General features: G+C 42.1%; 22 protein-coding genes. 16 read left to right on the forward strand and 6 right to left on the reverse strand.

The window, feature by feature from the left end:
* A partial coding sequence (locus G5B00_RS08555) for an MBL fold metallo-hydrolase (protein ID WP_317168841.1) occupies positions 1-787 on the forward strand: 787 nt, incomplete at its 5' end.
* An 84-nt stretch (positions 788-871) separates the two neighbouring features.
* Positions 872-1,024: a lmo0937 family membrane protein gene (locus G5B00_RS08560; protein WP_163873531.1), complete on the forward strand. Its 153-nt coding sequence runs from the start codon at positions 872-874 to the stop codon at positions 1,022-1,024.
* On the opposite strand, the gene ispD is transcribed toward G5B00_RS08560, so the two are convergent.
* Both ispD and queA read right to left on the reverse strand, forming a co-directional pair.
* A complete protein-coding gene (gene ispD / locus G5B00_RS08565; protein ID WP_163873534.1) occupies positions 1,021-1,752 on the reverse strand; it encodes a 2-C-methyl-D-erythritol 4-phosphate cytidylyltransferase in 732 nt (243 codons plus the stop codon). The two genes, G5B00_RS08560 and ispD, sit on opposite strands and share 4 nt — an antisense overlap.
* A 125-nt stretch (positions 1,753-1,877) precedes the next feature.
* Positions 1,878-2,927 carry a tRNA preQ1(34) S-adenosylmethionine ribosyltransferase-isomerase QueA gene (gene queA / locus G5B00_RS08570; RefSeq protein ID WP_163873537.1) on the reverse strand — a complete coding sequence of 350 codons (1,050 nt, stop codon included), beginning with the start codon at positions 2,925-2,927 and terminating at the stop codon, positions 1,878-1,880.
* Between the two features lie 284 nt (positions 2,928-3,211).
* Here queA and G5B00_RS08575 point away from each other — a divergent pair, with 284 nt between their 5' ends.
* The 7 genes from G5B00_RS08575 to G5B00_RS08605 all read left to right on the forward strand — a co-directional run bounded on the left by G5B00_RS08575 (position 3,212) and on the right by G5B00_RS08605 (position 13,319).
* Positions 3,212-4,219: an OmpA family protein gene (locus G5B00_RS08575; RefSeq protein ID WP_163873540.1), complete on the forward strand. Its 1,008-nt coding sequence runs from the start codon at positions 3,212-3,214 to the stop codon at positions 4,217-4,219.
* A gap of 159 nt (positions 4,220-4,378) precedes the next feature.
* The gene (locus tag G5B00_RS08580; protein ID WP_163873543.1) at positions 4,379-6,835 is read left to right on the forward strand and encodes a glycoside hydrolase family 31 protein; all 2,457 of its coding nucleotides are present in this window, start codon (positions 4,379-4,381) and stop codon (positions 6,833-6,835) included.
* Between the two features lie 18 nt (positions 6,836-6,853).
* The gene (gene glgB / locus G5B00_RS08585; RefSeq protein WP_163873546.1) at positions 6,854-8,764 is read left to right on the forward strand and encodes a 1,4-alpha-glucan branching protein GlgB; all 1,911 of its coding nucleotides are present in this window, start codon (positions 6,854-6,856) and stop codon (positions 8,762-8,764) included.
* Between the two features lie 4 nt (positions 8,765-8,768).
* Positions 8,769-10,181 (forward strand): glycogen synthase, encoded by a 1,413-nt coding sequence (locus tag G5B00_RS08590; RefSeq protein WP_163873550.1) that lies wholly within the window; start codon positions 8,769-8,771, stop codon positions 10,179-10,181.
* 12 nt (positions 10,182-10,193) lie between these two features.
* Positions 10,194-11,465, forward strand: a complete 1,272-nt coding sequence (locus G5B00_RS08595) for a glucose-1-phosphate adenylyltransferase (RefSeq protein WP_163873552.1) — start codon at positions 10,194-10,196, stop codon at positions 11,463-11,465.
* Positions 11,466-11,644: 179 nt separating this feature from the next.
* Entirely contained in the window at positions 11,645-11,956 is a 312-nt protein-coding gene (locus tag G5B00_RS08600; protein WP_163873555.1) for a hypothetical protein, read from the forward strand.
* A 202-nt stretch (positions 11,957-12,158) separates the two neighbouring features.
* On the forward strand, positions 12,159-13,319 hold the full coding sequence (locus G5B00_RS08605) for an aldose epimerase family protein (protein ID WP_163873558.1): 1,161 nt from the start codon (positions 12,159-12,161) through the stop codon (positions 13,317-13,319).
* 33 nt (positions 13,320-13,352) lie between these two features.
* On the opposite strand, the gene G5B00_RS08610 is transcribed toward G5B00_RS08605, so the two are convergent.
* Complete coding sequence (locus tag G5B00_RS08610) at positions 13,353-14,012, reverse strand: DUF937 domain-containing protein (protein WP_163873561.1); 660 nt, start codon at positions 14,010-14,012, stop codon at positions 13,353-13,355.
* Between the two features lie 112 nt (positions 14,013-14,124).
* Positions 14,125-15,000: a PPK2 family polyphosphate kinase gene (locus tag G5B00_RS08615; protein WP_163873564.1), complete on the reverse strand. Its 876-nt coding sequence runs from the start codon at positions 14,998-15,000 to the stop codon at positions 14,125-14,127.
* 376 nt (positions 15,001-15,376) lie between these two features.
* Here G5B00_RS08615 and G5B00_RS08620 point away from each other — a divergent pair, with 376 nt between their 5' ends.
* A complete protein-coding gene (locus G5B00_RS08620) occupies positions 15,377-15,973 on the forward strand; it encodes a SatD family protein (protein WP_163873567.1) in 597 nt (198 codons plus the stop codon).
* Complete coding sequence (locus G5B00_RS08625; protein ID WP_163873570.1) at positions 15,967-16,695, forward strand: DUF3307 domain-containing protein; 729 nt, start codon at positions 15,967-15,969, stop codon at positions 16,693-16,695. Before G5B00_RS08620 ends, G5B00_RS08625 begins: the two co-directional genes overlap by 7 nt.
* Positions 16,696-16,699: 4 nt before the next feature.
* On the opposite strand, the gene G5B00_RS08630 is transcribed toward G5B00_RS08625, so the two are convergent.
* Both G5B00_RS08630 and G5B00_RS08635 read right to left on the reverse strand, forming a co-directional pair.
* On the reverse strand, positions 16,700-17,437 hold the full coding sequence (locus G5B00_RS08630; RefSeq protein ID WP_163873573.1) for a class I SAM-dependent methyltransferase: 738 nt from the start codon (positions 17,435-17,437) through the stop codon (positions 16,700-16,702).
* Positions 17,438-17,515: 78 nt separating this feature from the next.
* Entirely contained in the window at positions 17,516-18,937 is a 1,422-nt protein-coding gene (locus tag G5B00_RS08635) for an ATP-dependent RecD-like DNA helicase (RefSeq protein WP_163873575.1), read from the reverse strand.
* 91 nt (positions 18,938-19,028) lie between these two features.
* Here G5B00_RS08635 and G5B00_RS08640 point away from each other — a divergent pair, with 91 nt between their 5' ends.
* The 5 genes from G5B00_RS08640 (at position 19,029) to pheT (ending at position 24,243) form a co-directional block, all read left to right on the forward strand.
* Positions 19,029-19,826, forward strand: a complete 798-nt coding sequence (locus tag G5B00_RS08640; RefSeq protein ID WP_163873578.1) for a DUF3822 family protein — start codon at positions 19,029-19,031, stop codon at positions 19,824-19,826.
* On the forward strand, positions 19,814-20,347 hold the full coding sequence (locus tag G5B00_RS08645; protein WP_163873581.1) for an RsmD family RNA methyltransferase: 534 nt from the start codon (positions 19,814-19,816) through the stop codon (positions 20,345-20,347). Before G5B00_RS08640 ends, G5B00_RS08645 begins: the two co-directional genes overlap by 13 nt.
* 5 nt (positions 20,348-20,352) lie before the next feature.
* Complete coding sequence (coaD, locus tag G5B00_RS08650; RefSeq protein WP_163873584.1) at positions 20,353-20,835, forward strand: pantetheine-phosphate adenylyltransferase; 483 nt, start codon at positions 20,353-20,355, stop codon at positions 20,833-20,835.
* 7 nt (positions 20,836-20,842) lie between these two features.
* Entirely contained in the window at positions 20,843-21,784 is a 942-nt protein-coding gene (locus G5B00_RS08655; RefSeq protein ID WP_163873587.1) for a hydrogen peroxide-inducible genes activator, read from the forward strand.
* A 62-nt stretch (positions 21,785-21,846) separates the two neighbouring features.
* Positions 21,847-24,243: a phenylalanine--tRNA ligase subunit beta gene (gene pheT / locus G5B00_RS08660; RefSeq protein ID WP_163873589.1), complete on the forward strand. Its 2,397-nt coding sequence runs from the start codon at positions 21,847-21,849 to the stop codon at positions 24,241-24,243.
* The last annotated feature ends 9 nt before the right edge of the window (positions 24,244-24,252 follow it).

The raw sequence follows: 24,252 nt of genomic DNA on the forward strand, positions 1-24,252 counted from the left end.
AAAGGAGATAAATAATATTTTGAGGATTCGATTTTTAGGAACCGGAACTTCGCAGGGTGTCCCTGTGATAGCTTGTTCATGTGCTGTCTGTACATCTACTGACAAGCGTGATAAGCGCCTGCGGACTTCTATTCTGGTCGAATTGGAAAATGAAAATATTGTCATCGATACGGGACCTGATTTTCGTTATCAAATGTTGCGGGAGCGGATCAGTCATTTGGATGCTATATTAATGACCCATTCGCACAAAGATCACATTGCCGGATTGGATGATGTGAGAGCCTTCAACTATGCACAGCAGGAGTCTATCTCTATCTATGCCAATTCGGATACATTGAGTGCATTGGAACGGGAATTTTATTATGCTTTTTCAGCTGTCAAATATCCGGGAGTACCTCAGTTGGAATTGGTTGAGATACAACCGTTAGGATCTATTCAATTGTTTGGACAGGAAATTATTCCTTTTGATGTACTTCATTATAAAATGCCCGTCCTAGGGTTTAGAATAGGTAAGTTTGCCTATATTACGGATGCCAAAACAGTTCCTTCTGAATCTTTAAAAGTATTGGAAGGGGTAGAGGTGTTGGTGGTGAATGCGCTGCAGGAAATACCCCATATTTCCCATTTTACCCTCGAAGAAGCTTTGGCATTTATTGAAAAAGTAAATCCTAAAGCCGCTTACTTGACACATATCAGCCATCGCTTTGGTACACATGCGTATATACAGAGCAAGTTGCCTGCCGGGGTTTTTGTCGCTTATGACCGGTTGCGGGTGGAGGTAAAATAGAAAAGTAAAACCTTTTCGCTTTTTTATTGTTCTACATAACAAAGAACTTTAAACAAATTTATAAACTTTAAAAACTCTAAAGCGATGGGAAATATACTTTATCTAATAGCGGTTATATTGGTCATCATATGGGCAATTAGTTTCCTTGGCGGATACGCTACTGGGAATATCATACACATTCTATTGGTTATTGCCATTATCGTGGTACTGTTGCGCATCATACGAGGTAATGCCTAGGTTTTTTTGTTGAGATACATTTGGGCTATCGTAAAATCTTCAGGATAGGTGATTTTCAGATTTTTTGGATCCCCTTGCAGAATGCTGATAGGATAGCCCAAATGCTCGACCACCGATGCTTCGTCTGTAAAATGGGATTGTTCTTCCTGTGCAAATGCTTTCATTAGGACAGTAGCCGGAAAAGTTTGTGGGGTTTGAATAATCCAAACTTTATCGCGATCCAAAGCTTTGGAAGATCCGGGTGTGCCGACACGTATGGAATTGATACTTTGGATGCCTAATATGTTGCCTTTTCCTTCTTGGCACAGCAGAAAGGATTTTTGGATAAGTTGGGGTGTGATCAGTGGACGGGCGGCGTCGTGTACAGCTATGGCTGTGTTTTCATTGATCAGATCAGCATAATTGTGCTGAATGTGTCTCAGTCCATTTTGTACGCTTTGAAATCGTGTTTTTCCACCAAAAATGACTTCATGTGGCGTTTCGAAATGATATTGTACACACTGGCTTTTCCATAAATCATGCATATCGGAATGAATGACGACAAAGATTTTGTCTGTACAATCTTTGAATGCATCTATCGTGTGCATGAGAATGGGCCTGTCTTTTAAAAGCATATATTGCTTGGGAAGGGTGGAACTTATGCGATTTCCCTGCCCTCCTGCTGCTATGATGACGATATTGTAAGGCATACTTCTGGATATAATAAAAAAAGCGTGAATATTTTTCACGCTTTAAAAATATCGAATTAATTTTATTTTGAAGTTACATAAAGTATGAAAGCGACGTAAGCTGTAGTGATAGTTATGTTCATATATCACCGGATCCCCCTCATCACTAGGGTCATCTTATATTTTTAAATGATCAACATTGCATCTCCGTAGCTGTAGAAACGATATTTTTCCTTGACAGCTACTTCGTATGCATTCATGACATTTTCGTATCCTGCAAACGCCGCAATCATGACCAAAAGAGTCGATTCTGGTGTATGGAAGTTTGTAATCATTGAATTGGCAATACTAAACTCGTACGGAGGGTAAATAAATTTACTCGTCCAATCGGTGGCTGCTTTAAGATGTTTGTCTGCCGAGACAGAAGACTCAATGGCGCGCATGGAGGTCGTGCCGACTGCACATATGCGTCTTTTGCTGTCTATGGCTCTGTTGACTGTGCGGGCAGCCTCTTCGGTGATGATAAACTGTTCAGAATCCATTTTATGTTTGGTCAAATCTTCCACCTCTACCGTACGGAAAGTACCCAAACCGACATGTAATGTGATTTCTGCGAAGTCCACACCTTTGAGTTCCAATCGCTTCATCAGCTCTCTAGAGAAGTGCAGACCTGCGGTAGGAGCAGCTACAGCTCCTTCGTTTTTGGCGTAAATGGTCTGGTAGCGGAATTTGTCTTCGGGCGTAGCTTTACGTTTTATGTATTTTGGAAGCGGTGTTTCGCCTAGGATTTCGATGTTACGACGAAATTCCTCGTCTGTGCCATCAAATAGGAAACGGATGGTACGGCCACGTGAAGTAGTGTTGTCCACGACTTCGGCCACCAACAAGTCGTCTTCTCCAAAATATAGCTTGTTGCCCACACGGATTTTACGGGCAGGATCTACCAACACATCCCAAAGGCGCAATTCCTTGTTCAGCTCACGCAATAGAAATACTTCTATCGTGGCACCGGTTTTTTCCTTGTTGCCGTACATGCGGGCAGGAAATACCTTGGTGTTGTTGAGTATCATGACATCTTTTTCGTCAAAATAATCCAAGACATCTTTAAAAATCTTATGCTCTATTTTACCTGAATCGCGGTGTAAGACCATTAGGCGAGACTCATCGCGGTGTTCGGCTGGTTCGGACGCCAATAAAGATTCTGGTAAATTAAATTTGAATTGGGATAATTTCATTTTGCTATCAATATTAAAGTTCCTTCGTAAAGCAATGCCGCTGCTTAAAAAAAGAATACAAAGGTATATATTTTTCTGGATAAATAGGTGAATTTTAAGACTTATTAACGTCGGGTTTAAAAAGAGGTGATTTGCTGTGTTTTCTGTGGTTTTTAAGGTGTGGAATGATTTTTGTTTTCCTAAATTTAAATTATTCAGCTTCGGTTCGGGTCAGATATAAAATTATGGACGGATTCGTTGTTTGGAATAGTATAGCATGCCATTCACCAAAAATAAAAAATGAAATGAAGAAAACACTTTTAACATTTATCGTTGGATCGTTCCTACTCTCGTGTACTAATAATACAAGAAAAACAGATGAAGGGACTTCTGCCGAAGACAGTATCGTGACAGAGGAAGTAAAAGGAGAAGAAGCAGAAATGGTCTCATCTTTTGACATCAACAGTATTCCGGTATCAGACAAGGAGATCGGGGATTTCCCATTTTTTAGTTTTCCGGAAGGGATGAAATCACAGAATAGACCAATTGAACGTGATTACGACATTATTTATTTTCCGATTGACGGGATAATGACACCGATTGAAGGTAAAGTTTTCAAGGTAAATGTTTCTTTGGAAGACCGAAGAAATGATAATTGGTCGCTTCCTTTTTTTCTAAAAAGTTATGACGATGCTATCCTTTCGGCAGGCGGGCAAAAGATTTTTGATGGAAAAATTACAAGAGAAGAATATGAACGTTATAAAGACGAAGCTACTTACCTGGGAGAAGATGGCTCTATAGGATACACAAGTGATAATATCAAAGTTTATGTCATCCGCCGATCCGACGGCAAAAATATCTACATACAGTTAACGGGCAACACAGCGGGTGGTAAGCTGAACATTTTACAGGAAGAAGGTTTCAAGCAGACTATCACTATCCTCAAATCCGATGAGATCAAAAAGCAATTGGATGAACAGGGCAAAGCGGTCCTGCACATCAACTTTGATACAGACAAAGCAACTTTGAAGCCGGACGGATCGGAGGTTGTAAGTGAAATTGTGAAAGTATTGTCATCCGATCCAACCTTAAAGATTGCCATTAATGGATATACCGACAATTCGGGAAGTAAAGAACATAACCTTAAACTTTCGGAAGAGAGAGCTTCGACCGTAAAAAGTGAAATCATCAAAGCTGGGATAGCGGCAGAAAGATTGACGTCCAAGGGTTTTGGACAGGGAAATCCGATAGCTGATAATGGCACCGAAGAAGGGAAAGCTCAGAATAGGAGAGTGGAGTTGGTAAAGCGATAAGGTCAGTAGGCTTGAAATTCCTAAATATCCGACATCATTATGCTAGCCTGCAGTTTAAACTGCAGGCTTTTTTTTCAAAAAAAGTCTGTTTTATATAAAAATAAATCGTACTTTAAGACCAACATAAACCAAATATTAAAATTAAGAATATAATTTTTTATGGGAGATACGAAGAAAGAAGAATTTGCAACAGAGATGATGGAAGAGGAGTCTTTGGACGGTAATATCCATCACGTCAATAACCCTGTGCTGGATTTGCCAGAGATAGAGAAGAAATACTTGCGTTCAGTAACAGGATATGTAAAAGAATCAAATAGTTATATCTTTACGGATGGTAAGGCAAAAGTAGAGGTCAAGGTCATTACGGACGAAATCATCCGCGTTCGATTGGCTCCGCAAGGTGTATTTTTGGATGATTTTTCATATGCTGTTGTCGAGGTGGACGAGCATGCCAATGCGCATCATAGTTCGGAGGACGGACAGAATTATTATGTGGTGACTTCTAGTGTAGTCTGTACGATCAGTAAAAAGAATTTCTTGGTGTCCTTTGGTGACAAGGATGGGACGATCTTGAATGCGGATTATGCACCTATGCACTGGGAAGAAAACCCCGATTTTGGGGGGTACTATGTGTACTGTACAAAAAAAGCTTATGAAGATGAAGTGTTCTTTGGTGGAGGCGACAAGGCTACGAACCTCAATCTGCGGGGCAGGAGGATACGCAATTGGAATTCGGATACCTATTCGTTTGCCTTTAATCAAGATCCGCTGTACAAGACCATTCCTTTTTATCTAGGTGTAACGCAGGGAAATGCATACGGTATATTTTTCGACAATACATTTAAGACATTTTTCGATTTTGCGGCAGAGTACCATGACCAGACAAGTTTTTGGTCTGAGGGAGGGGAGCTGCAATATTACTACATTCATGGCCCTCAATTGATGGACGTAGTCAAGCGTTATCATGCGCTGACAGGTACACACTATATGCCCCCTATATGGGCATTGGGCTATCACCAGTGCCGTTGGAGCTATTATCCCGAAAACAAGGTGCGCGATGTTGCCAACGAGTTCCGTAAGCGCGAAATCCCGTGCGATGCTCTTTATCTGGATATAGACTATATGGATGGATATCGGTGTTTTACCTGGAACAAACAATATTTTCCGGATCCTAGGAAGATGATCAGTGACCTGGCGGCCAACGGTTTCAAGACCGTCGTCATGATCGATCCCGGTATTAAGGTAGACGAAGACTATTGGGTGTTTAAGGAAGGTCACGACAACCGTTATTTCTGCCGTCGCGGAGACGATTATTTCATGGAGGGGTTTGTATGGCCCGGCAGATGCCAATTTCCGGACTATACCAACCCGAAGGTGAGAGAATGGTGGGGAACATTGTATAAAGGATTGGTGGAAGATGGTGTAGCAGGATTTTGGAATGATATGAACGAACCGGCAGTTTTTGGTCGGGGAACTTTCCCGGACGATGTGCGCCATCATTATGACGGATATAGAGGCTCACACCGCAAAGCACACAATATATACGGTATGCAGATGGTGAGAGCAACCTACGAAGGTTTGCACAAATTATATAAAAACAAAAGACCATTTACGATCACACGTGCAGCTTATGCGGGTACACAGCGCTACTCTTCTGTATGGACAGGAGATAATGTGGCAACTTGGGAACACCTTCGCATAGGTACTTTGCAGCTTCAGCGTCTCGCTGTCTCGGGCTTGTCCTTCTGTGGTACAGATATAGGTGGTTTCACGGGTAATCCTGATGGAGAGCTATACACGAGATGGATGCAATTTGGTGTATTTTCTCCTTTCATGCGTGTGCATTCGGCAGGTGATACACGTGACCGTGAACCGTGGTCCTTTGGACCCGAATGGGAGGCTATATGTAAGAAATTTATCGAATTGCGTTATAAATTGTTGCCGTATATCTACTCGGTTTTTTGGCAGCAACATAAATATAGACTTCCTATCTTAAGGCCCATTGCTTTATTGGAACAGCATATTTATAAGAATTTGTTGCGCGAGGAAGAGTTTGCGTTTGGGGATAAGATATTGGTTTCGCCGGTTATCAATCCGGGAGAGATGTCTAAGATCGTCTATCTCCCTGAGGGAGAATGGTATTATTATTTTTCCAATGAAGTATTTGTAGGGGCACAGGAGGTGACGATAGCTACCCCATTGGACGAAATGCCCATCTTTGTCAAAGGAGGAACGGTATTGCCCGAATACCCGGTCATGCAATACACCAATGAGAAGAAGATTGATGCTTTAAAGTATCTGGTCTACTTTGGAAACGGTGAGCATCATAGTTACGACTATGAAGATCATGGGGACACATTTGCCTTCGAACAGAATATTTATTTGGAAAGGCACTTTGTACAGACAGGAACATCAAAATCCTTGACCTTGCTGCAACAAAGGGAAGGTTTGTACACTGAAAAGTACGATACGTATAAATTGTATTTTGTAGGATTGCCCTTCCAAGCGAGCAAAGCTGTGATAGATGGCATACAAGTCCCTTTGCTGGATGATGTGGAGAACAATATGAAATACATTGTCGTAGACATCGATTTCAAAAAACTCGTATTGGAATAGACTTTATAAACTTAAGTTATGAGTGTTACCGTTGAAGTATTTTCTTTGCTTACAGACTTTGATATCGGCTTATTTAAGGCTGGGAGACATTATCGTCTGTATGAAAAATTAGGCTCGCAGACTGTCTTTATCAATGGCAGACAAGGTGTTTACTTTGCGGTGTGGGCTCCAAATGCACAATCTGTGTCTGTTATTGGGAATTTCAACGGTTGGAATCCTCATAGTCACCAACTTTTTGTCCGTTGGGATGAAAGTGGTATCTGGGAAGGAGTGGTCTACGATATACATATCGGAGAAGTATATAAATATCACATCACGACCCATCAAGGCGAAAAACTCGAAAAGGGCGACCCTTTTGCACTTGTGGCCGAATTGCCACCTAAAACGGCTTCTATCGTAGGTACAACATGGTATAAGTGGGGTGACGAAAGGTGGATGCGAGACCGGAAAGAAAGAAACCGATTGGACCGTCCTTTCTCTGTATACGAAATGCATATAGGTTCGTGGATGCGCGATCCCAATCATCCGGAACGTTTTTTGAGTTATCGTGAGATTGCGGACAAGTTAGTGCCTTATATCAAGAACATGGGCTTTACACATGTAGAATTTATGCCTTTGATGGAGCATCCTTATTATCCATCGTGGGGCTACCAGATTACAGGCTATTTTGCGGCCAGTGCCAGATATGGAGGGCCGCAGGATCTGATGTTTTTGATTGATCAGCTGCACAAAAACGATATTGGTGTAATTCTGGATTGGGTTCCTTCACATTTCCCGGGGGATGCGCATGGACTTTGGCGCTTTGACGGCTCTGCGCTGTATGAGCACGAAGATCCTAGAAAGGGCTTTCATCCGGATTGGAAATCTTACATTTTCAATTACGGTAGAAACGAGGTGCGCTCTTTTCTGATCAGCAATGCGTTATTCTGGCTCGACAGATACCATATCGATGGTTTGAGAGTGGATGCGGTGGCCTCGATGCTGTATCTTGATTATTCGCGTAATGAAGGCGAGTGGATACCCAATGAGTTTGGTGGCAGGGAGAACCTGGAAGCTGTGGCATTCCTTAAGGAATTTAATGAAGCTGTATATGCCAATTATCCCGATGTACAGACCATAGCGGAGGAATCGACGTCTTGGCCTGGGGTGAGCAAACCTACGTATGACAATGGACTTGGCTTCGGAATGAAGTGGATGATGGGGTGGATGCACGATACGTTGGATTATTTCAGTGAGGATCCTATTCATAGAAAGTACCACCACGATAGGCTGACCTTTGCAACGGTGTATGCCTATCACGAGCATTTTATGCTTCCCTTGTCACACGATGAGGTCGTGTACGGCAAACAATCCCTGATCTATAAAATGCCCGGAGATGAATGGCAAAAGTTTGCCAATCTACGTGCTTTGTATCTGTATATGTTTACTTTCTCCGGAACGAAATTGCTGTTTATGGGAGGAGAATTTGGTCAGACCAGCGAATGGAATGTCAACCAATCCCTGGATTGGCATCTGTTGGACTATACTCCGCATAGAGGTATGCAACAGTTTGTCAAACAGCTAAACCATCTCTACAAAGCCGAGCCAGCCCTTTATGAAAAAGCTTTCAGTGAGGCCGGTTTTGAATGGTTGGAGTACGGAGATCGTGATCGTTCGGTTTTCGCTTATATCCGCAAAGGACATGATCGCCACAACGACCTCGTCGTCGTGTTGAACCTCACACCGGTTGTTTGGGAAGACTATCGCTTAGGTGTTCCGGCATCAGGCAATTGGGAAGTGATTTTCAACTCGGATGAGGAGGGCTTTTACGGCTCGGGGATAGATAGCCGAAATGCAAAATCGGAAGCTCTCCCGTGGATGGGCAGAGCGCATTCGATCGTTGTCAGTTTGCCTCCTTTGGGGGGATTAGTGCTTAAGTTAACACAGTAGTTTTATGCAGGTAGTACATTTGAGTGTAGAGTGTTTTCCGGTGGCTAAAGTCGGTGGCTTGGCTGATGTGGTAGGTTCATTGCCCAAATACCAATGCAAATTGGGTATAGATGCGTCGGTGGTTATGCCTTGGTTTGATACATCTTTTGTGAGGGACAATGCATTTGATACGGTCGCTGAAGGTTCTTTTTATCAAGGTTCTGAGCCTTTGCACTATACAGTTTTCAAGGAACGTGAAGACAAGCTTGGATTTCCCCTTTATCTGATCAAGATACCGGGTAAACTGGATAGACCCGAAGTGTATTGCTATGCCGATGAGGCCGAACAGTGGATTGCTTTTCAGCATGCTTTTCTCCATTGGGCCAAATATGACATGGGTACCCCTGATATTATCCATTGTCATGACCATCATGTCGGGCTTATTCCTTTTTTGCTCCGTCATTCGAACGAGTTCCATGACCTAAGTTATGTAAAAACTGTTTTTACGGTGCACAATGGACAATACCAAGGATGGATGGGCTGGAATAAATCTATTTTGTTGCCTCCTTTTGACACGTGGAGGTGGGGGCTGTTGGACTGGGATGGTGTCATTAATCCTCTGGCGACAGCCATCAAGTGTTGTGACGCTTATACCACGGTCTCCGAAGGCTATCTTAAAGAGCTATATAAGGAAGCCAATGGTCTCCAAAACCTGTTTCGTGACCAAGCTGACAAATCATATGGTATCGTCAATGGAATAGACACATCCTATTGGAACCCGGTTTCGGATAAGTTGATCAATTATAAATATTCCATCACTTCGGCAACGAGAGGGAAAAAAGAAAATAAAAAGGCTTTGTGTACGAAGCACGGATTGCCGGATGATGTACCCTTGCTTTCCTTTATTGGTCGGTTTGCACTCGAAAAGGGAGCCGATCAACTAGATAGAATAATACGGTATTTATTTTCGCAAAATCAATATAAAATCGCTATATTTATTTTAGGTTCGGGCGATGCTCGTATAGAGGCTCAAATGCGAGCTTTGAAAGATGAATTCGCAGAAAAAATAGGTGTCTATGTCGGATATAATGAAGCATTGGCCCATGAGGTATACGCGGCTTCGGATATGTTGCTGATGCCTTCTCGGGTCGAGCCTTGTGGCCTCAATCAGCTATATGCATTGAAATATGGAACGATCCCGATCGTGCGGGGAATAGGGGGACTCAAGGATACAGTCAAGGATATAGCGGTGGAGGAAGGCTATGGATTCGTATTTGCCCGCATGGAAGAGAACGATGCCGAAGATGCCATCATGCGTGCTTTGGAAACATACGGCGATACCAAGAAATGGAAAGCTATTCGTTCGAGAGCGATGGCTTTGGACTTTTCTTGGGACAGGTCAGCCCAGAAGTATATAGAATTGTATAACCAGTTATAAAAGAGAATTTTTATGATACATAAAGTTGTTTCCATTGTATTAGGAGGAGGAAGGGGAACCAGGCTTTACCCTTTGACAGACCAACGTTCGAAACCTGCAGTACCTATTGCCGGAAAGTATAGATTAGTGGATATTCCCATTTCCAATTGTTTAAATTCGAACTATAATAAGATTTTTGTACTCACACAATATAATTCGGCATCGCTGAACAAACACATCAAGAACACTTTCAATTTCAGTATTTTCAGTAAAGGGTTTGTGGATATTTTGGCTGCCGAACAGACTAATGAGGGGGACAAGTGGTTTGAGGGAACAGCAGATGCTGTACGAAGAACCCACAAAAATATGGTCAATGTAGACTATGATTACGTGTTGATATTGTCTGGAGATCAGCTTTATCAGATGGATTATTCGGCGTTGGTAGATTTTCATGTCAAGAATGAGGGAGAAGTCACGATTGCGACCATTCCGGTTACAGCTAAAGAGGCTGGAGGATTCGGTATACTTAAGTCTAATGAGAATAATGAGATTACTTCTTTTATAGAGAAGCCTACTGCGGATCTATTGCCCGAATGGACTTCGGAAGTCCCTGAAGATCTGGAAAGACAGGGGCGGAACTATCTGGCTTCTATGGGAATCTATGTGTTTTCCAAGAATGTCTTAAGGAGACTGCTGACCGAAGACCCGGGGATGGACTTTGGTAAGGAAATCATTCCCAATGCGATTGGAAAGCTGAGGATACTTAGTTATCAGTTTGATGGCTATTGGACAGATATCGGTACGATCAGTTCTTTCTTTGAAGCGAATATTCAGTTGACTGACAATATTCCTTCTTTTAACCTATTTGGTGAGCCTGTATTCACTAGGCCACGTATGCTTCCACCTTCTAAAATATCGGGGACAACATTGAACAACGCCATTATTGCGGATGGATGTATTGTCTTGGCGGACAAGATCGAGCGTTCTGTTATCGGGGTGCGCTCTCGTGTGGGGCGTGGCACAGTCATCAAATTGACTTACATGATGGGATCCGATTATTACGAGGATCTCAATGCTGTCGTAGAATTGACCAATACGCAACAGCCACCACCGATCGGTGTGGGGGAGCGTTGCTATATCGAAGGAGCTATCTTGGACAAGGATTGCCGTATTGGGAATGATGTGCGTATTACAGGCGGGCAACATCTGAAAGACGGTGATTTTGACGAGTACACGATTCGAGACGGTATAGTGGTCATCAAGAAAAATGCGGTTATCCCTAATGGCACGACTATAGGATGTTAGATAGGAGAGGAGATTTGGATTTTTCATGTTATCTTTGCCCCTATGTATAAAGTTGTAAGTATTATCTTAGCATCGGTCTTATTATTGTCGTGTAATAACAAAGCAACAATAGATCTTACGGGGTTTGAACTTATGGAGGATGGCGATAATGATCTGTTAGGGAAGTGGCGTCTTGTCAAATGGTTGCTGAAGACGGGAGTATAGTGATGGAGGAGGATGAAGAAGTATCCGATGAAGAAGGAATCTTTATAGAGTTTTTTTCAAATGGAAAAGTTGACCGGATTTTTGCCTATTTGGATGATGGAGATCTGGTCGAAGATATAGCCTCAGATACATATACTGTGTCGCAGGATGGAAGGACGATAACAACCGTAAATGAAGATGAAGGAACGAGTATCTTGTTAATAATAGAGCTGACATCTACCTCATTAAATCTAGAAGAGCTGGTGGAAGGAGTTATGCATAAGTCTTATTACACTAAGATTTTGTAGGAGAATTAAGTTTTTTTTAATTTCTTAGCTTTAAGACCTATAAGATTTTTGACATCTTATAGGTCTTTTTTTTATTAAAAAATGTAGGAGCTACAACACGGTTTGGTCAGTAGCAAATGGAAAATAATTGTATTTTAAACATTTATTTTTCATTACATTTGTTGGTATCATTGTAAAAACTATATTTTAAACATATACCATTATGAACAGACTTACGATGTCATCTTTTGCTATTTTTCTATCTATCGGAATGTGGAGTTGCCAGCAATCTTCTACGTCAAACAAAGAAAAGACCCAAGAATTAGTCTCTCTACCCGATTCGGTACAATTTAGAGACACTATAAAAGGAGAGGAAGTCTCCTTATATACTTTGAGAAACAAAAACGGGATGGAAGTCGCCTTAACCAATTTTGGTGCGCGTATAGTTTCTCTGCTCGTACATGACAAAGATGGGGTATGTAGGGATGTGGTACTTGGCTTTAGCAAGGCTGCGGACTATCATAATCCGACTGAAAAGTATTTTGGCCCTGTCGTCGGTCCTTTTGGCAATAGAATCGCTAATGGAAAATTCTCCTTGGACGGGGTGGAGTACACTCTTCCTGTAAACAATGGCCCAAATACGCTACATGGAGGTTTGGACGGTCTACATTTTCAAGTATGGGAGGCTCGTTACCTGTCCGACAAAGCAGTTGAGTTTACCTGTTCTCTTTCGGATGGTCAAGAAGGTTTTCCGGGCAATAGAGCGATCAAAGTCGTCTATTCTTTGAGTGATGATGACGAATTGATCATCGACTATGAAGGAAAAACGGATAAGAAGACTGTGCTAAATCTGACCAATCATGCTTATTTTAATTTGAATGGTGAAGGTAGTGGCACTATACTCAATCATCAGCTTCAGATATTTGCCGACAAGTTTACACCGGTAGACAGCACACTTATTCCTACAGGGGAATTGAGAGATGTCAAAGGTTCTGCTTTTGATTTTACTATACTAAAGGAAATAGGGCGGGATATAGAGCAGGATGATGAGCAACTGAAGTTTGGAAAAGGTTATGATCATAATTTTGTACTGAACGGGACAAAGCATGAAGCATATAATTATGCTTGTCAGTTGGTCGGTGACCAATCCGGTATTGTGATGGATGTATATACGGAAGAGCCTGGAGTTCAGTTTTACAGCGGAAACTTTATGTCGGACAAGGTTACATTGAAGAATGGTGCGACGGATAGTTTCAGAACAGGTTTATGTTTGGAGACACAGCATTTTCCAGATTCACCCAATCAACCTTCCTTTCCTTCTACAGAGGTTGCGCCCGGACAGCTTTATAAAACCAAAACTATTTATAAATTTTCGACCAAATGATAAAAGAAATGCGGGCTTAAGCCCGCATTTCTTTTATTTGGCAAACATGCCTGCTAAAGCATCGAGTACACTCCCTTTTTGATCGTCACCTTTATCTTTATTAAAAAATTCGCCGGCTAGATCGCTTAATCCTCCCAAGCCGCTATCTTGTGCTTTGGAGGATGATCCTCCCAAAAAGCTACCGAGTACGCTACCCAACAAGCCTCCACCAGCGGAAGAGTTGGATCCGCCACCGATGAGACCACCTAATATATCTCCTAAGCCGCCACCCGAGGATTGTGTTTGCTTTTGTTTGCCAAGATAGCCCATGACGATAGGTGCTAGGGTTGCCAAGACCGTACCGATTTGTGCCGATGAAATTCCTGTTTTGGAAGAGATACTATTTTTGACCATGTCAGTATTGTTACCAAACATATGATGTACGATTTTGTCGCCGTCTTCGGATGGTCCCTGCCCCAAAAAGTCGGATAAAGAGTCTAAAATACCACCGTTGTGCTTATTCTGTAGTGCTTGATCGATACTTTCTTCTTGAGCTTTGTCTTTTTTTGAATTGTAATTCAAGGCGGCTATCATTAGGGGTACTGCCGCAGCGACAATCCATTTTGCTTTGCTTTCGTCTATATTCAATGTTTTTGCGATGGCACTGATCGCTTTTGACCCTATGCCACCTGTGACTAAATCTGTAATGTTCATGTGATTGATTTTTTATGTTTTATATTTCTTTCTTGGTACTAATTTACGCAATGGAAAGAATAGTATGGTCTGTTGTTTTCTGAATTGTAGCTATAATTCGTCAAGAGGCAGCTTATGTGTTTTCCAGATCTTTCTTGTAGCTAGCTTTATGTTGCTCTATTTCGGGGGGCATCTCAGGATATTGTATGTCCTTATATTTTTTGAGCTCTTCCAGTATGGTTTGTGCCACTAAATATCTCGATATATCTTTGTTGTCAGCAGGAATAATATACCAGGGTACTGCATCTTTGGAGGTGTGTTGTATGGCTTCTTCATAGCATTCCATGTACTTTTCCCAAAGCGCCCGTTCTTTGAGGTCTCCGGGTGAAAATTTCCAATTGTGATCTTCCTTTTCCAACCGACGTAGTAACCTTCTTTTCTGTTCATCTTTGCTTAGGTGCAAGAAAAATTTGAGAATGATAGTCCCGTTTTTTGCGAGATGTTGTTCAAAACAGTTGATCTGCGCATATCTCTGTTTCCAAAAATCTTTTGGGATATCTCCGACTTCATTTATACCGGGGATATTTTCGTTGAGGATGTATTCGGGATGTACACGTGTCACGAGGACATTTTCATAATGGGTACGGTTAAATACACCAAATTTTCCTCTTTCGGGTAAGGCTACGTAATATCTCCATAGATAATCGTGCTGTAATTCTTTGGAAGTAGGAGTTTTGAAGCTATGCACTGCCACGCCCCGTGCATTGAATTTTTGGAATACTTCGCGGATTAGAGAATCCTTTCCGGCAGTATCCATACCTTGAATACAGATCAATACCGCATATTTATTGTGCGCATATAGGATGTCCTGTATTGTTGCTATTTCTTTTCTAGCTTTTTTCAATCCCTTAATAGCCTCTTCTTCGCTAATGTGTTTGCTGATATCAGTTGGATGGGCACTTAGCTTGAAGTTGTTGCCTGCTTTGAGTCGTTTTTGAAATTTTTCCATATTTATTTACCTAATCGACAACAAGATAAGGTTTGTTTGACAAAGAAAAAAGAGTTTTTTGTGTGCTTATCTACGGTTGTTTTGCAAAAAGTCCTTTTAAAAATATCATTGATTTTAGTGATAATTTAAATTATCACTGATTTCAGTAATATTCTTGATTATCATTGATTTTAGTGATATTTCAAAATATCATTATATTTGATGATATTTTGGATTATCACTATATTTCCTCTATAAAATGTTTTCAATGGCTGAGGAGAGAGCGATAAATTCCCTTTTATATACAACGCAATTTATTGCATATAAAACGGAATTTATCTAAGTTTGATGATACAATCCCTTACGAGTGGCGTTTAGGGACACAAAGGAAGAGAATATGCATGTGATCATAGTTGGAGATGTCGTAGGGTCCAGACACGTGCAGGCAGACAAGTGGTTGCCTGTGCTGTCTGATGCCTTAAGACGGTATACCAAAAAATTTGATATATTCAGAGGGGATAGCTTTCAGGCAGAATTATCTCCGGAAGGATGCTTTGCTTTTGTTTTTTACCTCAAGGCCAGACTCAGATCCATCGGTCCGTTGGATATCCGGATAGGGATAGGTGTTGGAGAGATCGATTATCAGGATGATTCGATCAAAAACTCCAACGGACAGGCTTTTGTGTTTTCGGGAGAGGCTTTCGATGCGCTAGGAAAGGATCTGATCGCCGTGCGAAGTCCTTGGACTGAATACGATGAACCCGTCAATATCATGTTGGATCTGGCGATGGAGCTCAGCGGCAAGTGGACGGTCAATATGGCTGAAAGTGTGGCTACAGCTATCGAAAATCCACAGGCCAATCAAAAGGAACTGGCAGAAATATTGAAGCGCAAGCACCAGAGTCAAGTCAGTACTTTATTGAACAAGGCACACTTTGCCCAAATTTCAAAAGTGGTGGATTATTGTACAAAGGAATTGATAAAAAGATGCTGACTTTATTTCTCAAGCTCCTACTAGCCCATATCATCGGTGATTTTGTCTTGCAGACGAAGGCATTGGTCGTCAAACGCAAGGAAAATGCTTTCTACCTGCTTTTGCACGTATTGATCCATGTAGCGTTGGTATGCTTGGTGTTTTGGCAAGATATATACAGCGATTGGCCCTACATTGCTTTTATAGGTTTGGCACATTTGGCCATAGACAGTCTGAAAATAATAGGAGAGAAGAAATGGCCTTCCCGACCGGCATTGCTGTTTGTTACGGATCAATTGTTACATATTTTGGTTCTTTTGGCCGTAGTGGCCTACCGTTACGGCATACCACAGTATGATGCGGATATATGGTTTTCGGCCAAGTTTTTGGCGTATATTATTGCGCTGTTGCTGACGGCTGTTGTAAGTCCCATATTTTTGCGTGTGTTTTTCAGTAAATGGCAGCGAGAGCAACCTTTTCCTGCCAAGAAAGATGAAACTTTATTGGATGCAGGACTTTGGATAGGGATTATGGAGCGGCTTATCATTGTGTTGTTTATACAGGTAGGCTTTTTGTCCGGGATAGGTTTTCTATTAGCGGCAAAATCTATTTTTAGGTTTGGTGATCTGACGAATGCAAAGGACACAAAATTTACGGAATATGTATTGGTTGGTACATTCGCTAGTTTTTTGATCGCCATTGTGATAGGCTATGCGTTGCGTGTCACATTGAGGTATTGTTGAATGATTATTTAATCCTTCCCGCCCGAAATATAATCGGAAAGTTGACTTTTCGAACCTCGGATGAGCCCCAAGCTTTTTTTAGATCTTCGGAGATCTCATCCACGGGATTGTAACCGTTGGCGTCGTTGAAATGTCTAACGGCCGACCACGTGTTGAGGTATCCGAGCAGGTTGTCGAAATTCCAAATCTTGATATTGTTGATTTCGGGAGTTTCCAACTCACGAAAAGGAAAAGGGATGGTCTGATATTTCTCTTGGATGTATCGACGTTCAGAGTCCCAATATTTCCCTACAATGTCCGAATATAGCGTACGGACGACTTGATCGATCTCCGGAGTGATGTTATTGAGCTCGTAACCTATAATGGCGATGATAGCATTCGATCTGGCCACACGCTTGACCTCATCGTAGAACTCGTCAAAATCAAACCAATGTACAGCTTGAGCTGCTGTGATAAGATCGAAGCTGTCATCTCCAAAATCGGTGCTTTCAGCAGCTTGCAAGGAATAATGGATGTTGTCGGCGAGGTAGGCATGCTCCAATTGGGATTGGCTGATGTCTGTAGCTTCTACATGGACAAATGTCTGTGCCAGTTCTCTAGCCACCTGTCCATTACCTGTTCCACAATCCCAAGCTTTTTGTTTTTCTTTCAGTAGCGGGTATAAAAAATCAAAGATGGCATGCGGATAGTCCGGACGAAATCGGGCATACTGGTCAGATATGTTTGAAAAGTGATCTTTCATGGCACAACATCTTTACCGTAAATCTACTAAAAAACAATACTCGTATAAATATAAGAAAAAAATATTGTATTGGAATCTCTATTCATAAAACTTACTGTTGAAGTTGACCAAAAAAAGTTCCTGTGTAGCACGTGTAATGGCTGTGTACAACCACCTCATAAATTCGGTGTTCAGCATTTCGTCCGTCATATAGCCCTGATCGATAAACACCAAAGGCCACTGTCCCCCTTGTGCCTTATGGCAGGTAATGGCATAGGCAAATTTTATCTGCAAAGCATTGTAATAGGGATCTTTTTTTATAGCTTCCAATCTATCCTTTTTTAGAGGGATGTCCTCATAGTCCAAGGCAATGTTTTCGTAGAGCTTTTGCTGCTGATCGTAAGGCAATTGGGGTGCCTCTGCGTAAAGGCTGTCCAACAACACTCTGCATTTGACCGTGTCACCTTCGTTGTTGTCCAAAAATTCCAAATCTAGGTCGGCAAACCGAAACCCATGCATATCGTGTATATTGCTGACTTTTCGGATGCTAGCCATGTCACCATTTGCGATAAATCCTACATGTTTTTCGTCATGCTGTTGCAACCAGTAGTAATTGTTGCGCACCACCATGACTATATCCCCACCTGTGATCTCCTCGTCCCGAAAGAGGATTTGATTTCGGATATGGCGGTTATAGAGATTGGCAGACTTGTTCGATCGACAGATCACCATGGTATTCTCTATGCCGTACTTATCATATGCATAATGCAATCCTTCTACCAATCGTTCGCCGGACATGCTGTAAACGTCTTTAAAACCTTTTGTAACGAAATTTGGATAGGTGTACGCCGGATTCTCATCTTCCAAACGGATTTCGTTCCTGATTTTTGTCGCATTGAAGAGGATACCTGAATTTTTCTCTTGCCTCACCACCTCGGTGAGTTCATAGGTATATGTTGTCAACCCAAATTCATTGTCCAGGATATCCGGATCTAAGGCGGGACTATTGGCCAGGCCGACAGGGGGTAATTGAGCCGTGTCGCCGACGAACATCAAAATACAGTTTTCGCCCGATCGTACATACGTAATCAAATCTTGCAACAGCCCATTGGAAAAGAGACTCACACCTTCGTCAGATATCATAGAGGCCTCATCTACAATAAACAAAGTGTTTTCATGTATATTTTCTGCTAAGCTAAAATCAAGCTGAATGGTCGCGGCATTCTTCTTCCTGTATATTTTTTTGTGTACAGTCAGTGCATTCCGTCCAGAGTAATGGGACATGACTTTGGCAGCCCGACCCGTTGGCGCAAGCAATACGCTGCGTTTGTTCAATCGAGGTAAGGATTTGACCAAAGCGCTGATGATGGTTGTCTTGCCCGTTCCGGCATATCCTTTTAATATGAAACAAGATTCTGTATCGAATGTATGAAGGAAATCGCCGATCATTTTTAGCGCTTGTTCCTGTTGGAAAGTAGCTTGCCAAGCAAAATTGGATAATAGAAGACTTTTTATGGACACACCCAAAGTTATCTAAAAGGTTTGTCAATTCAATTGTAAAAGCTAATTTTGTTTAACGGGAAAAATCCTGTCAACAAAAATAAAAGCTTAGATGAATTATACTTCGGAAGATTTTCGTATCCAATATATCTCGACTTATACCTTATATATCCATACGGACTTGGTTTATGATCAGCTTGTTGTGGTCAATGATGACCATCAAGTCGTGTTATTGATGATATACCATCGGGAGAATCCATCGCAGGAGGCTATGAAAATACTGGGTCTGCCTTTCCCGTCTGTCTATGTGGTGTTGGCGCATCAAAATTTGGTTTGGGTTCCCAAGGAAGTATTTGAAGAGGAAAAGAAAGCCGTTTTTACACCTTTTTTTGACCATTCGGAAACTTCCCATATCTTTTCAAAAGATATAGACAATCTGGGGATTACGGCGCTGTACGAATTTGATGTTTTGCAGATAAACCGTTGGAAGGCACTCTTTCCGCAGGCTCGATTTGTACCGGTTTTTGAAGTCGTATTGAAGCAGGCACAACTCCAGATTCCAATTGAAGGTAAGGTATTGGGGGTACATGTGTACAATCATAAAATTGATCTTTTTGTATTTGTAAACGGCACGTTTCAATTCTACAACAGTTTTGAAGCCAGTACTGCAGACGACTTGAGCTACTTCGTTTTGCAGCTATTCAAGCAGTTCGATATAGATCAGCAGGTCGAAAAAATCCTACTGAGTGGGACGGACCTCCAATCGGATTGGGCAAAGCGTTTGACCAATTATACGGGCAATCTAGAATTAGCCAAATCAAAGAACCGATGGTCGTCTACCACGGTAGATGTCGGAGAGAAAGTGGATACATTGGGTGTGTTGATAGATTCGGTATTATGCGCATCATAGGTGGACGGTTGAGAGGCTTACGATTGAATCCTCCAAATGATTTGCCAGTACGTCCTACGACAGATTTGGCAAAGGAAGCTCTGTTCAATATATTGCAAAATCAGTTGGATTGGGAAGGATTGAAATGTCTGGATCTGTGTTGTGGGACAGGAAACATATCCTTCGAGTTGGCTTCGCGTGGTGTACAGTCTGTTGATGCCGTTGACCTGCACATGAAATGTCTTTTGTATATTAAGGATATGTGCAAAAAGCATGGTATAGACAATGTCGTTACCGGAAAGGCGGATATGTTTCAATATATACATTCTTGTAAGAAAAGGTATGATTTTATATTTACGGATCCTCCATACGATGTGGGTCAGCTTTCACAACTTCCCAAATTGATATTTGAGAGGGGATTGTTGACAGAAGGAGGGCTGTTGGTCGTAGAGCATCCATCCATGCGAAAGATGGTCGGACATCCTGCTTTTGTGGAAACCCGAAAATATGGTTATTCATCCTTTAGTTTTTATCAAAATTGATTGACATGAAAATAGCAGTATTTCCAGGTTCTTTTGATCCTTTTACCTTGGCGCATAAAGATATTGTCGATAGGGGAGCCGAGTTGTTCGATAGAATCGTCATTGCGATAGGTATCAATACAACCAAGAAGGGATTGATGGAATATGAGCAGCGGCTTACAGCGATAAAGGAGGTGTATGCCGACAACCCGAAAGTTGAAGCAGTCATTTTTACGGGATTGACGGTCAATTATTGTCAGTCCATAGGAGCAAATTATATCCTTCGCGGCTTGCGTAATGGGAAGGATCTGGAATATGAAAATGCTATTGCACAAAATAATTTTATGCTTGCCCCACAGGTCGAAACCTACTTTTTGTTGAGTAGGGGTGATAAGGCACATATTTCTTCCACTATTGTGCGGGAGATACTGGCAAATAACGGAAAGATTGACCACTTGGTACCCAAAGAAGTGCTTGCAGTGTTGAATCTGGACTCTGCAAAAAAATAGTGAAATCATGACACTGGTTCAACTGGAATATATAGTCGCTGTAGACACTTACAAAAGTTTTGTTTCAGCAGCCGAGAAGTGCTTTGTCACACAACCTACATTGAGCATGCAGATACAAAAGCTGGAAGATGCGCTAGGGGTCAAGATATTCGACCGTAGCCGTCAGCCTATCATCACGACAGAAGTCGGGGAGCGTATCGTGCAGCAGGCCCGTGTCATCCTGACCGAAAGCAAAAAAATACAAGAAATCATCCAGGTCGAAAAGGGTGAAATATCAGGTGAATTAAAATTGGGAGTCATCCCAACTCTTGCTCCTTACCTGATGCCGGATATTATCACCATATTCATGCAGAAGTATCCTAACGTGCAGCTTCAGATATGGGAACACACGACTGAAAGAATTATCCAGGAGTTGAAGCAGGGTTTTTTGGACTGTGGGATATTATCTACTCCACTCCATGAGAGTGCTATTGAGGAAATCCCCTTGTTTTATGAACCTTTTGTAGCTTATGTGTCCGAAAAAAGCGATCTGTATAAGAAGAAGGTATTAAATCCCGAGGATATTGCCGAGGAAAAACTGTGGCTGCTTAATGAAGGTCATTGTATGCGAGGACAGGTGTTGAGTATTTGTAGTTACAAGCACAATCAATCTTCTGCAGGAACATTTGCGTATAATACCGGAAGTGTGGAGACTCTCAAGCGTATGGTCGACATCAACTCTGGGGTCACGATACTGCCCGAACTCAGTATTGCTGATTATGACGAGGACCAACTGTCTCATATCCGGTATTTCAAATCACCGGAGCCCGTGCGTGAAATCAGTATTGTGACCACACAAAATTACGTCAAAAAACAGGCTGTGACAAGTTTGAAAAATGAAATCCTCGAAATCATCCCGGAACGTTTTAAGACCAAAAAGAAAAAAGAGGTCATGGGGTTTGAGTTGTGATGTTGGTTATTGCTGTTTTTCCTTACAAAACCCTATCTTTGTATCCTCAAAAACATTAGAAAATGAATATTTCTTACAATTGGCTTAAGAATTATCTTAATATAGACAAAACACCGGATGAGCTTTCCTTGATCTTGACAGACATCGGTCTGGAAGTCGAAGCGGTAGAGAAAGTACAGGCTATACCGGGTGGGCTTGAAGGTCTGATCGTCGGAGAAGTGCTGACAGCTGAACAGCATCCCAATGCAGATAAACTTCGTGTGACGACAGTTAATGTCGGAAATGCTGAACCCTTGCACATCGTCTGCGGAGCGCCCAATTGCCGAGCAGGGTTGAAAGTCATTGTGGCTACGGTAGGTACGACGTGTCACCCCATTTCGGGAGACCCTTTTAAAATTACTAAATCCAAAATCCGTGGGGAAGTATCCGAAGGCATGTTGTGCGGTGAGGATGAAATAGGGTTGGGGATGTCTCATGCAGGTATTGTTGAACTTCCTGTAGAGGCTAAGGTAGGTTCTTTGGTCAAGGAGTTTTACCAAATTGAGGATGATTATCGCTTTGAAATCGGCCTTACCCCCAATCGTGCCGATGCAGCTTCCCATTTGGGGGTCGCACGGGATTTGGCAGCCTATTTTCGCAGTACATATGATCTGCCGAATATAGAGATTTTCCAAGAAGGGCGTCTTTCTGAAGGGACGGTAGTTGCTGTGGAGGATAACGAGGCTTGTCCACGTTATTCGGGAATCAATATTTCTGGCGTACAGGTGGGCGAATCACCAGATTGGCTAAAAGAGAAATTGCAGGCTATAGGTATTCGAACGATCAACAATATCGTCGATGTGACCAACTATGTACTGCATGATTTGGGTCAACCCTTGCATGCATTTGATGCCGCTATGATAGCTGGAAATAAAGTGGTTGTAAGAAAGGCACAGGAAGACGAACTGTTTGTGACGCTGGATGGGGTCGAGCGGAAATTGTCTTCTGAGGATTTGATCATTGCCGATGCAGAAAAACCTATGTGCATTGCAGGGGTATTCGGTGGAGAATATTCGGGAGTGACCGAAAGCACGACGGATATCTTTTTGGAGTCTGCTTATTTTAATCCGGTTTCGGTACGCAAGACATCCAAACGACATGTTTTGAAAACGGATTCTTCTTTCCGTTTCGAACGGGGCACAGATCCCAACATGACAGTTTTCGCGTTGAAACGTGCGGCTTTGCTCATACGGGAAGTTGCCGGGGGCACGGTGTCGTCGACTATTAAGGATATTTATCCTGCGCCCGTTCCTCCATTTGCGTTTACTGTCAGCTACAAAAACGTGCAACGTCTGATCGGTAAGGAAATTCCGGCAGAAGAAATCAAAGAAATCATCCTGGCGTTGGGTATAGCCATCACGGCTGAAAACGGGGACTCTATTCAGGTGGAAGTACCGGCTTATAAAGTGGATGTGACGCGTGAAGTAGATGTGATCGAAGAAGTGTTGCGTATATACGGGTACAATAATATTGAGTTGAAGTCACAGATATTGGCTTCGCTCAATACGCAGGAAAAACCGGACAAGGAAGTGGTGCTGAACCAAATTGCCGATCTGCTGATAGCTAATGGTTACCGTGAGATATTGTCCAACTCTTTGACCAAACTGTCCTATACAGATGACGAGGCTACGGCTGTACGATTATTGAATCCGTTGAGCTCAGATTTGGAAATCATGCGACAAAACCTGTTGTATTCGGTGTTGACCGCGGTAGAATACAATCAAAAGCGTAAGGCTACAGACTTGAAAGTATTTGAATACGGTAAGACCTATCATCTTAAAGAAGAAGGCTACGAAGAAAAACAACGGTTGGCGTTGGGTATAGTGGGGAAGCAATTGGCTGAACAATGGAACCATGATGCCAAAGCTGTCAGTTTTTATACATTGAAGGCAGCTGTCGACGCTATCGTGAAGCGTCTGAAAATAGACAATCTGCAGATCGAAGAGACAGGCAATAAGGATCTGGCCTATGGATTGGATTATTTGAAAGGGCAGAAGGTGTTGGTATCCTTGGGGGCTGTTTCGTCCGAAGCGATGGGCAAAGCAGATGTGGATGGACAGGTTTATTTTGCCGATTTTGATTGGGATTTGGTACTGAAAGCTATTCGTAAAAATTCTATAAAATACAGGGAGGTATCTAAATATCCGGCGGTGCGTCGGGATTTGGCTCTATTGGTGGACGAAGCTGTTACGTTTGAGCAATTGAAGACTGTTGCTACGAAAACAGAGCGTAAACTATTGAAAGAGGTCAATATCTTTGATGTCTACAAAGGCGATAAACTTCCTAAAGGCAAAAAGTCTTATGCACTGAGTTTTACGATTCAAGATGAAGAAAAAACGCTGAATGATAAACAAATTGATAGCATTATTCAAAAATTAATTGTTAACTTTGAGAAAGAGACGGGCGCAATAGTGCGTTAAAGGCTCATT

Origin of the sequence: Parapedobacter sp. SGR-10 (assembly GCF_011030405.1) — a bacterium.
Lineage (GTDB): Bacteria > Bacteroidota > Bacteroidia > Sphingobacteriales > Sphingobacteriaceae > Sphingobacterium.

Coding starts and splice junctions, on each gene's coding strand:
- G5B00_RS08560 (WP_163873531.1), top strand. CDS start 872: ATGGGAAATATACTTTATCTAATAGCGGTTATATTGGTCATCATATGG.
- queA (WP_163873537.1), bottom strand. CDS start 2,927: ATGAAATTATCCCAATTCAAATTTAATTTACCAGAATCTTTATTGGCG.
- G5B00_RS08575 (WP_163873540.1), top strand. CDS start 3,212: ATGAAGAAAACACTTTTAACATTTATCGTTGGATCGTTCCTACTCTCG.
- G5B00_RS08580 (WP_163873543.1), top strand. CDS start 4,379: ATGGGAGATACGAAGAAAGAAGAATTTGCAACAGAGATGATGGAAGAG.
- glgB (WP_163873546.1), top strand. CDS start 6,854: ATGAGTGTTACCGTTGAAGTATTTTCTTTGCTTACAGACTTTGATATC.
- G5B00_RS08590 (WP_163873550.1), top strand. CDS start 8,769: ATGCAGGTAGTACATTTGAGTGTAGAGTGTTTTCCGGTGGCTAAAGTC.
- G5B00_RS08595 (WP_163873552.1), top strand. CDS start 10,194: ATGATACATAAAGTTGTTTCCATTGTATTAGGAGGAGGAAGGGGAACC.
- G5B00_RS08600 (WP_163873555.1), top strand. CDS start 11,645: ATGGTTGCTGAAGACGGGAGTATAGTGATGGAGGAGGATGAAGAAGTA.
- G5B00_RS08605 (WP_163873558.1), top strand. CDS start 12,159: ATGAACAGACTTACGATGTCATCTTTTGCTATTTTTCTATCTATCGGA.
- G5B00_RS08610 (WP_163873561.1), bottom strand. CDS start 14,012: ATGAACATTACAGATTTAGTCACAGGTGGCATAGGGTCAAAAGCGATC.
- G5B00_RS08615 (WP_163873564.1), bottom strand. CDS start 15,000: ATGGAAAAATTTCAAAAACGACTCAAAGCAGGCAACAACTTCAAGCTA.
- G5B00_RS08620 (WP_163873567.1), top strand. CDS start 15,377: ATGCATGTGATCATAGTTGGAGATGTCGTAGGGTCCAGACACGTGCAG.
- G5B00_RS08625 (WP_163873570.1), top strand. CDS start 15,967: ATGCTGACTTTATTTCTCAAGCTCCTACTAGCCCATATCATCGGTGAT.
- G5B00_RS08630 (WP_163873573.1), bottom strand. CDS start 17,437: ATGAAAGATCACTTTTCAAACATATCTGACCAGTATGCCCGATTTCGT.
- G5B00_RS08640 (WP_163873578.1), top strand. CDS start 19,029: ATGAATTATACTTCGGAAGATTTTCGTATCCAATATATCTCGACTTAT.
- G5B00_RS08645 (WP_163873581.1), top strand. CDS start 19,814: ATGCGCATCATAGGTGGACGGTTGAGAGGCTTACGATTGAATCCTCCA.
- coaD (WP_163873584.1), top strand. CDS start 20,353: ATGAAAATAGCAGTATTTCCAGGTTCTTTTGATCCTTTTACCTTGGCG.
- G5B00_RS08655 (WP_163873587.1), top strand. CDS start 20,843: ATGACACTGGTTCAACTGGAATATATAGTCGCTGTAGACACTTACAAA.
- pheT (WP_163873589.1), top strand. CDS start 21,847: ATGAATATTTCTTACAATTGGCTTAAGAATTATCTTAATATAGACAAA.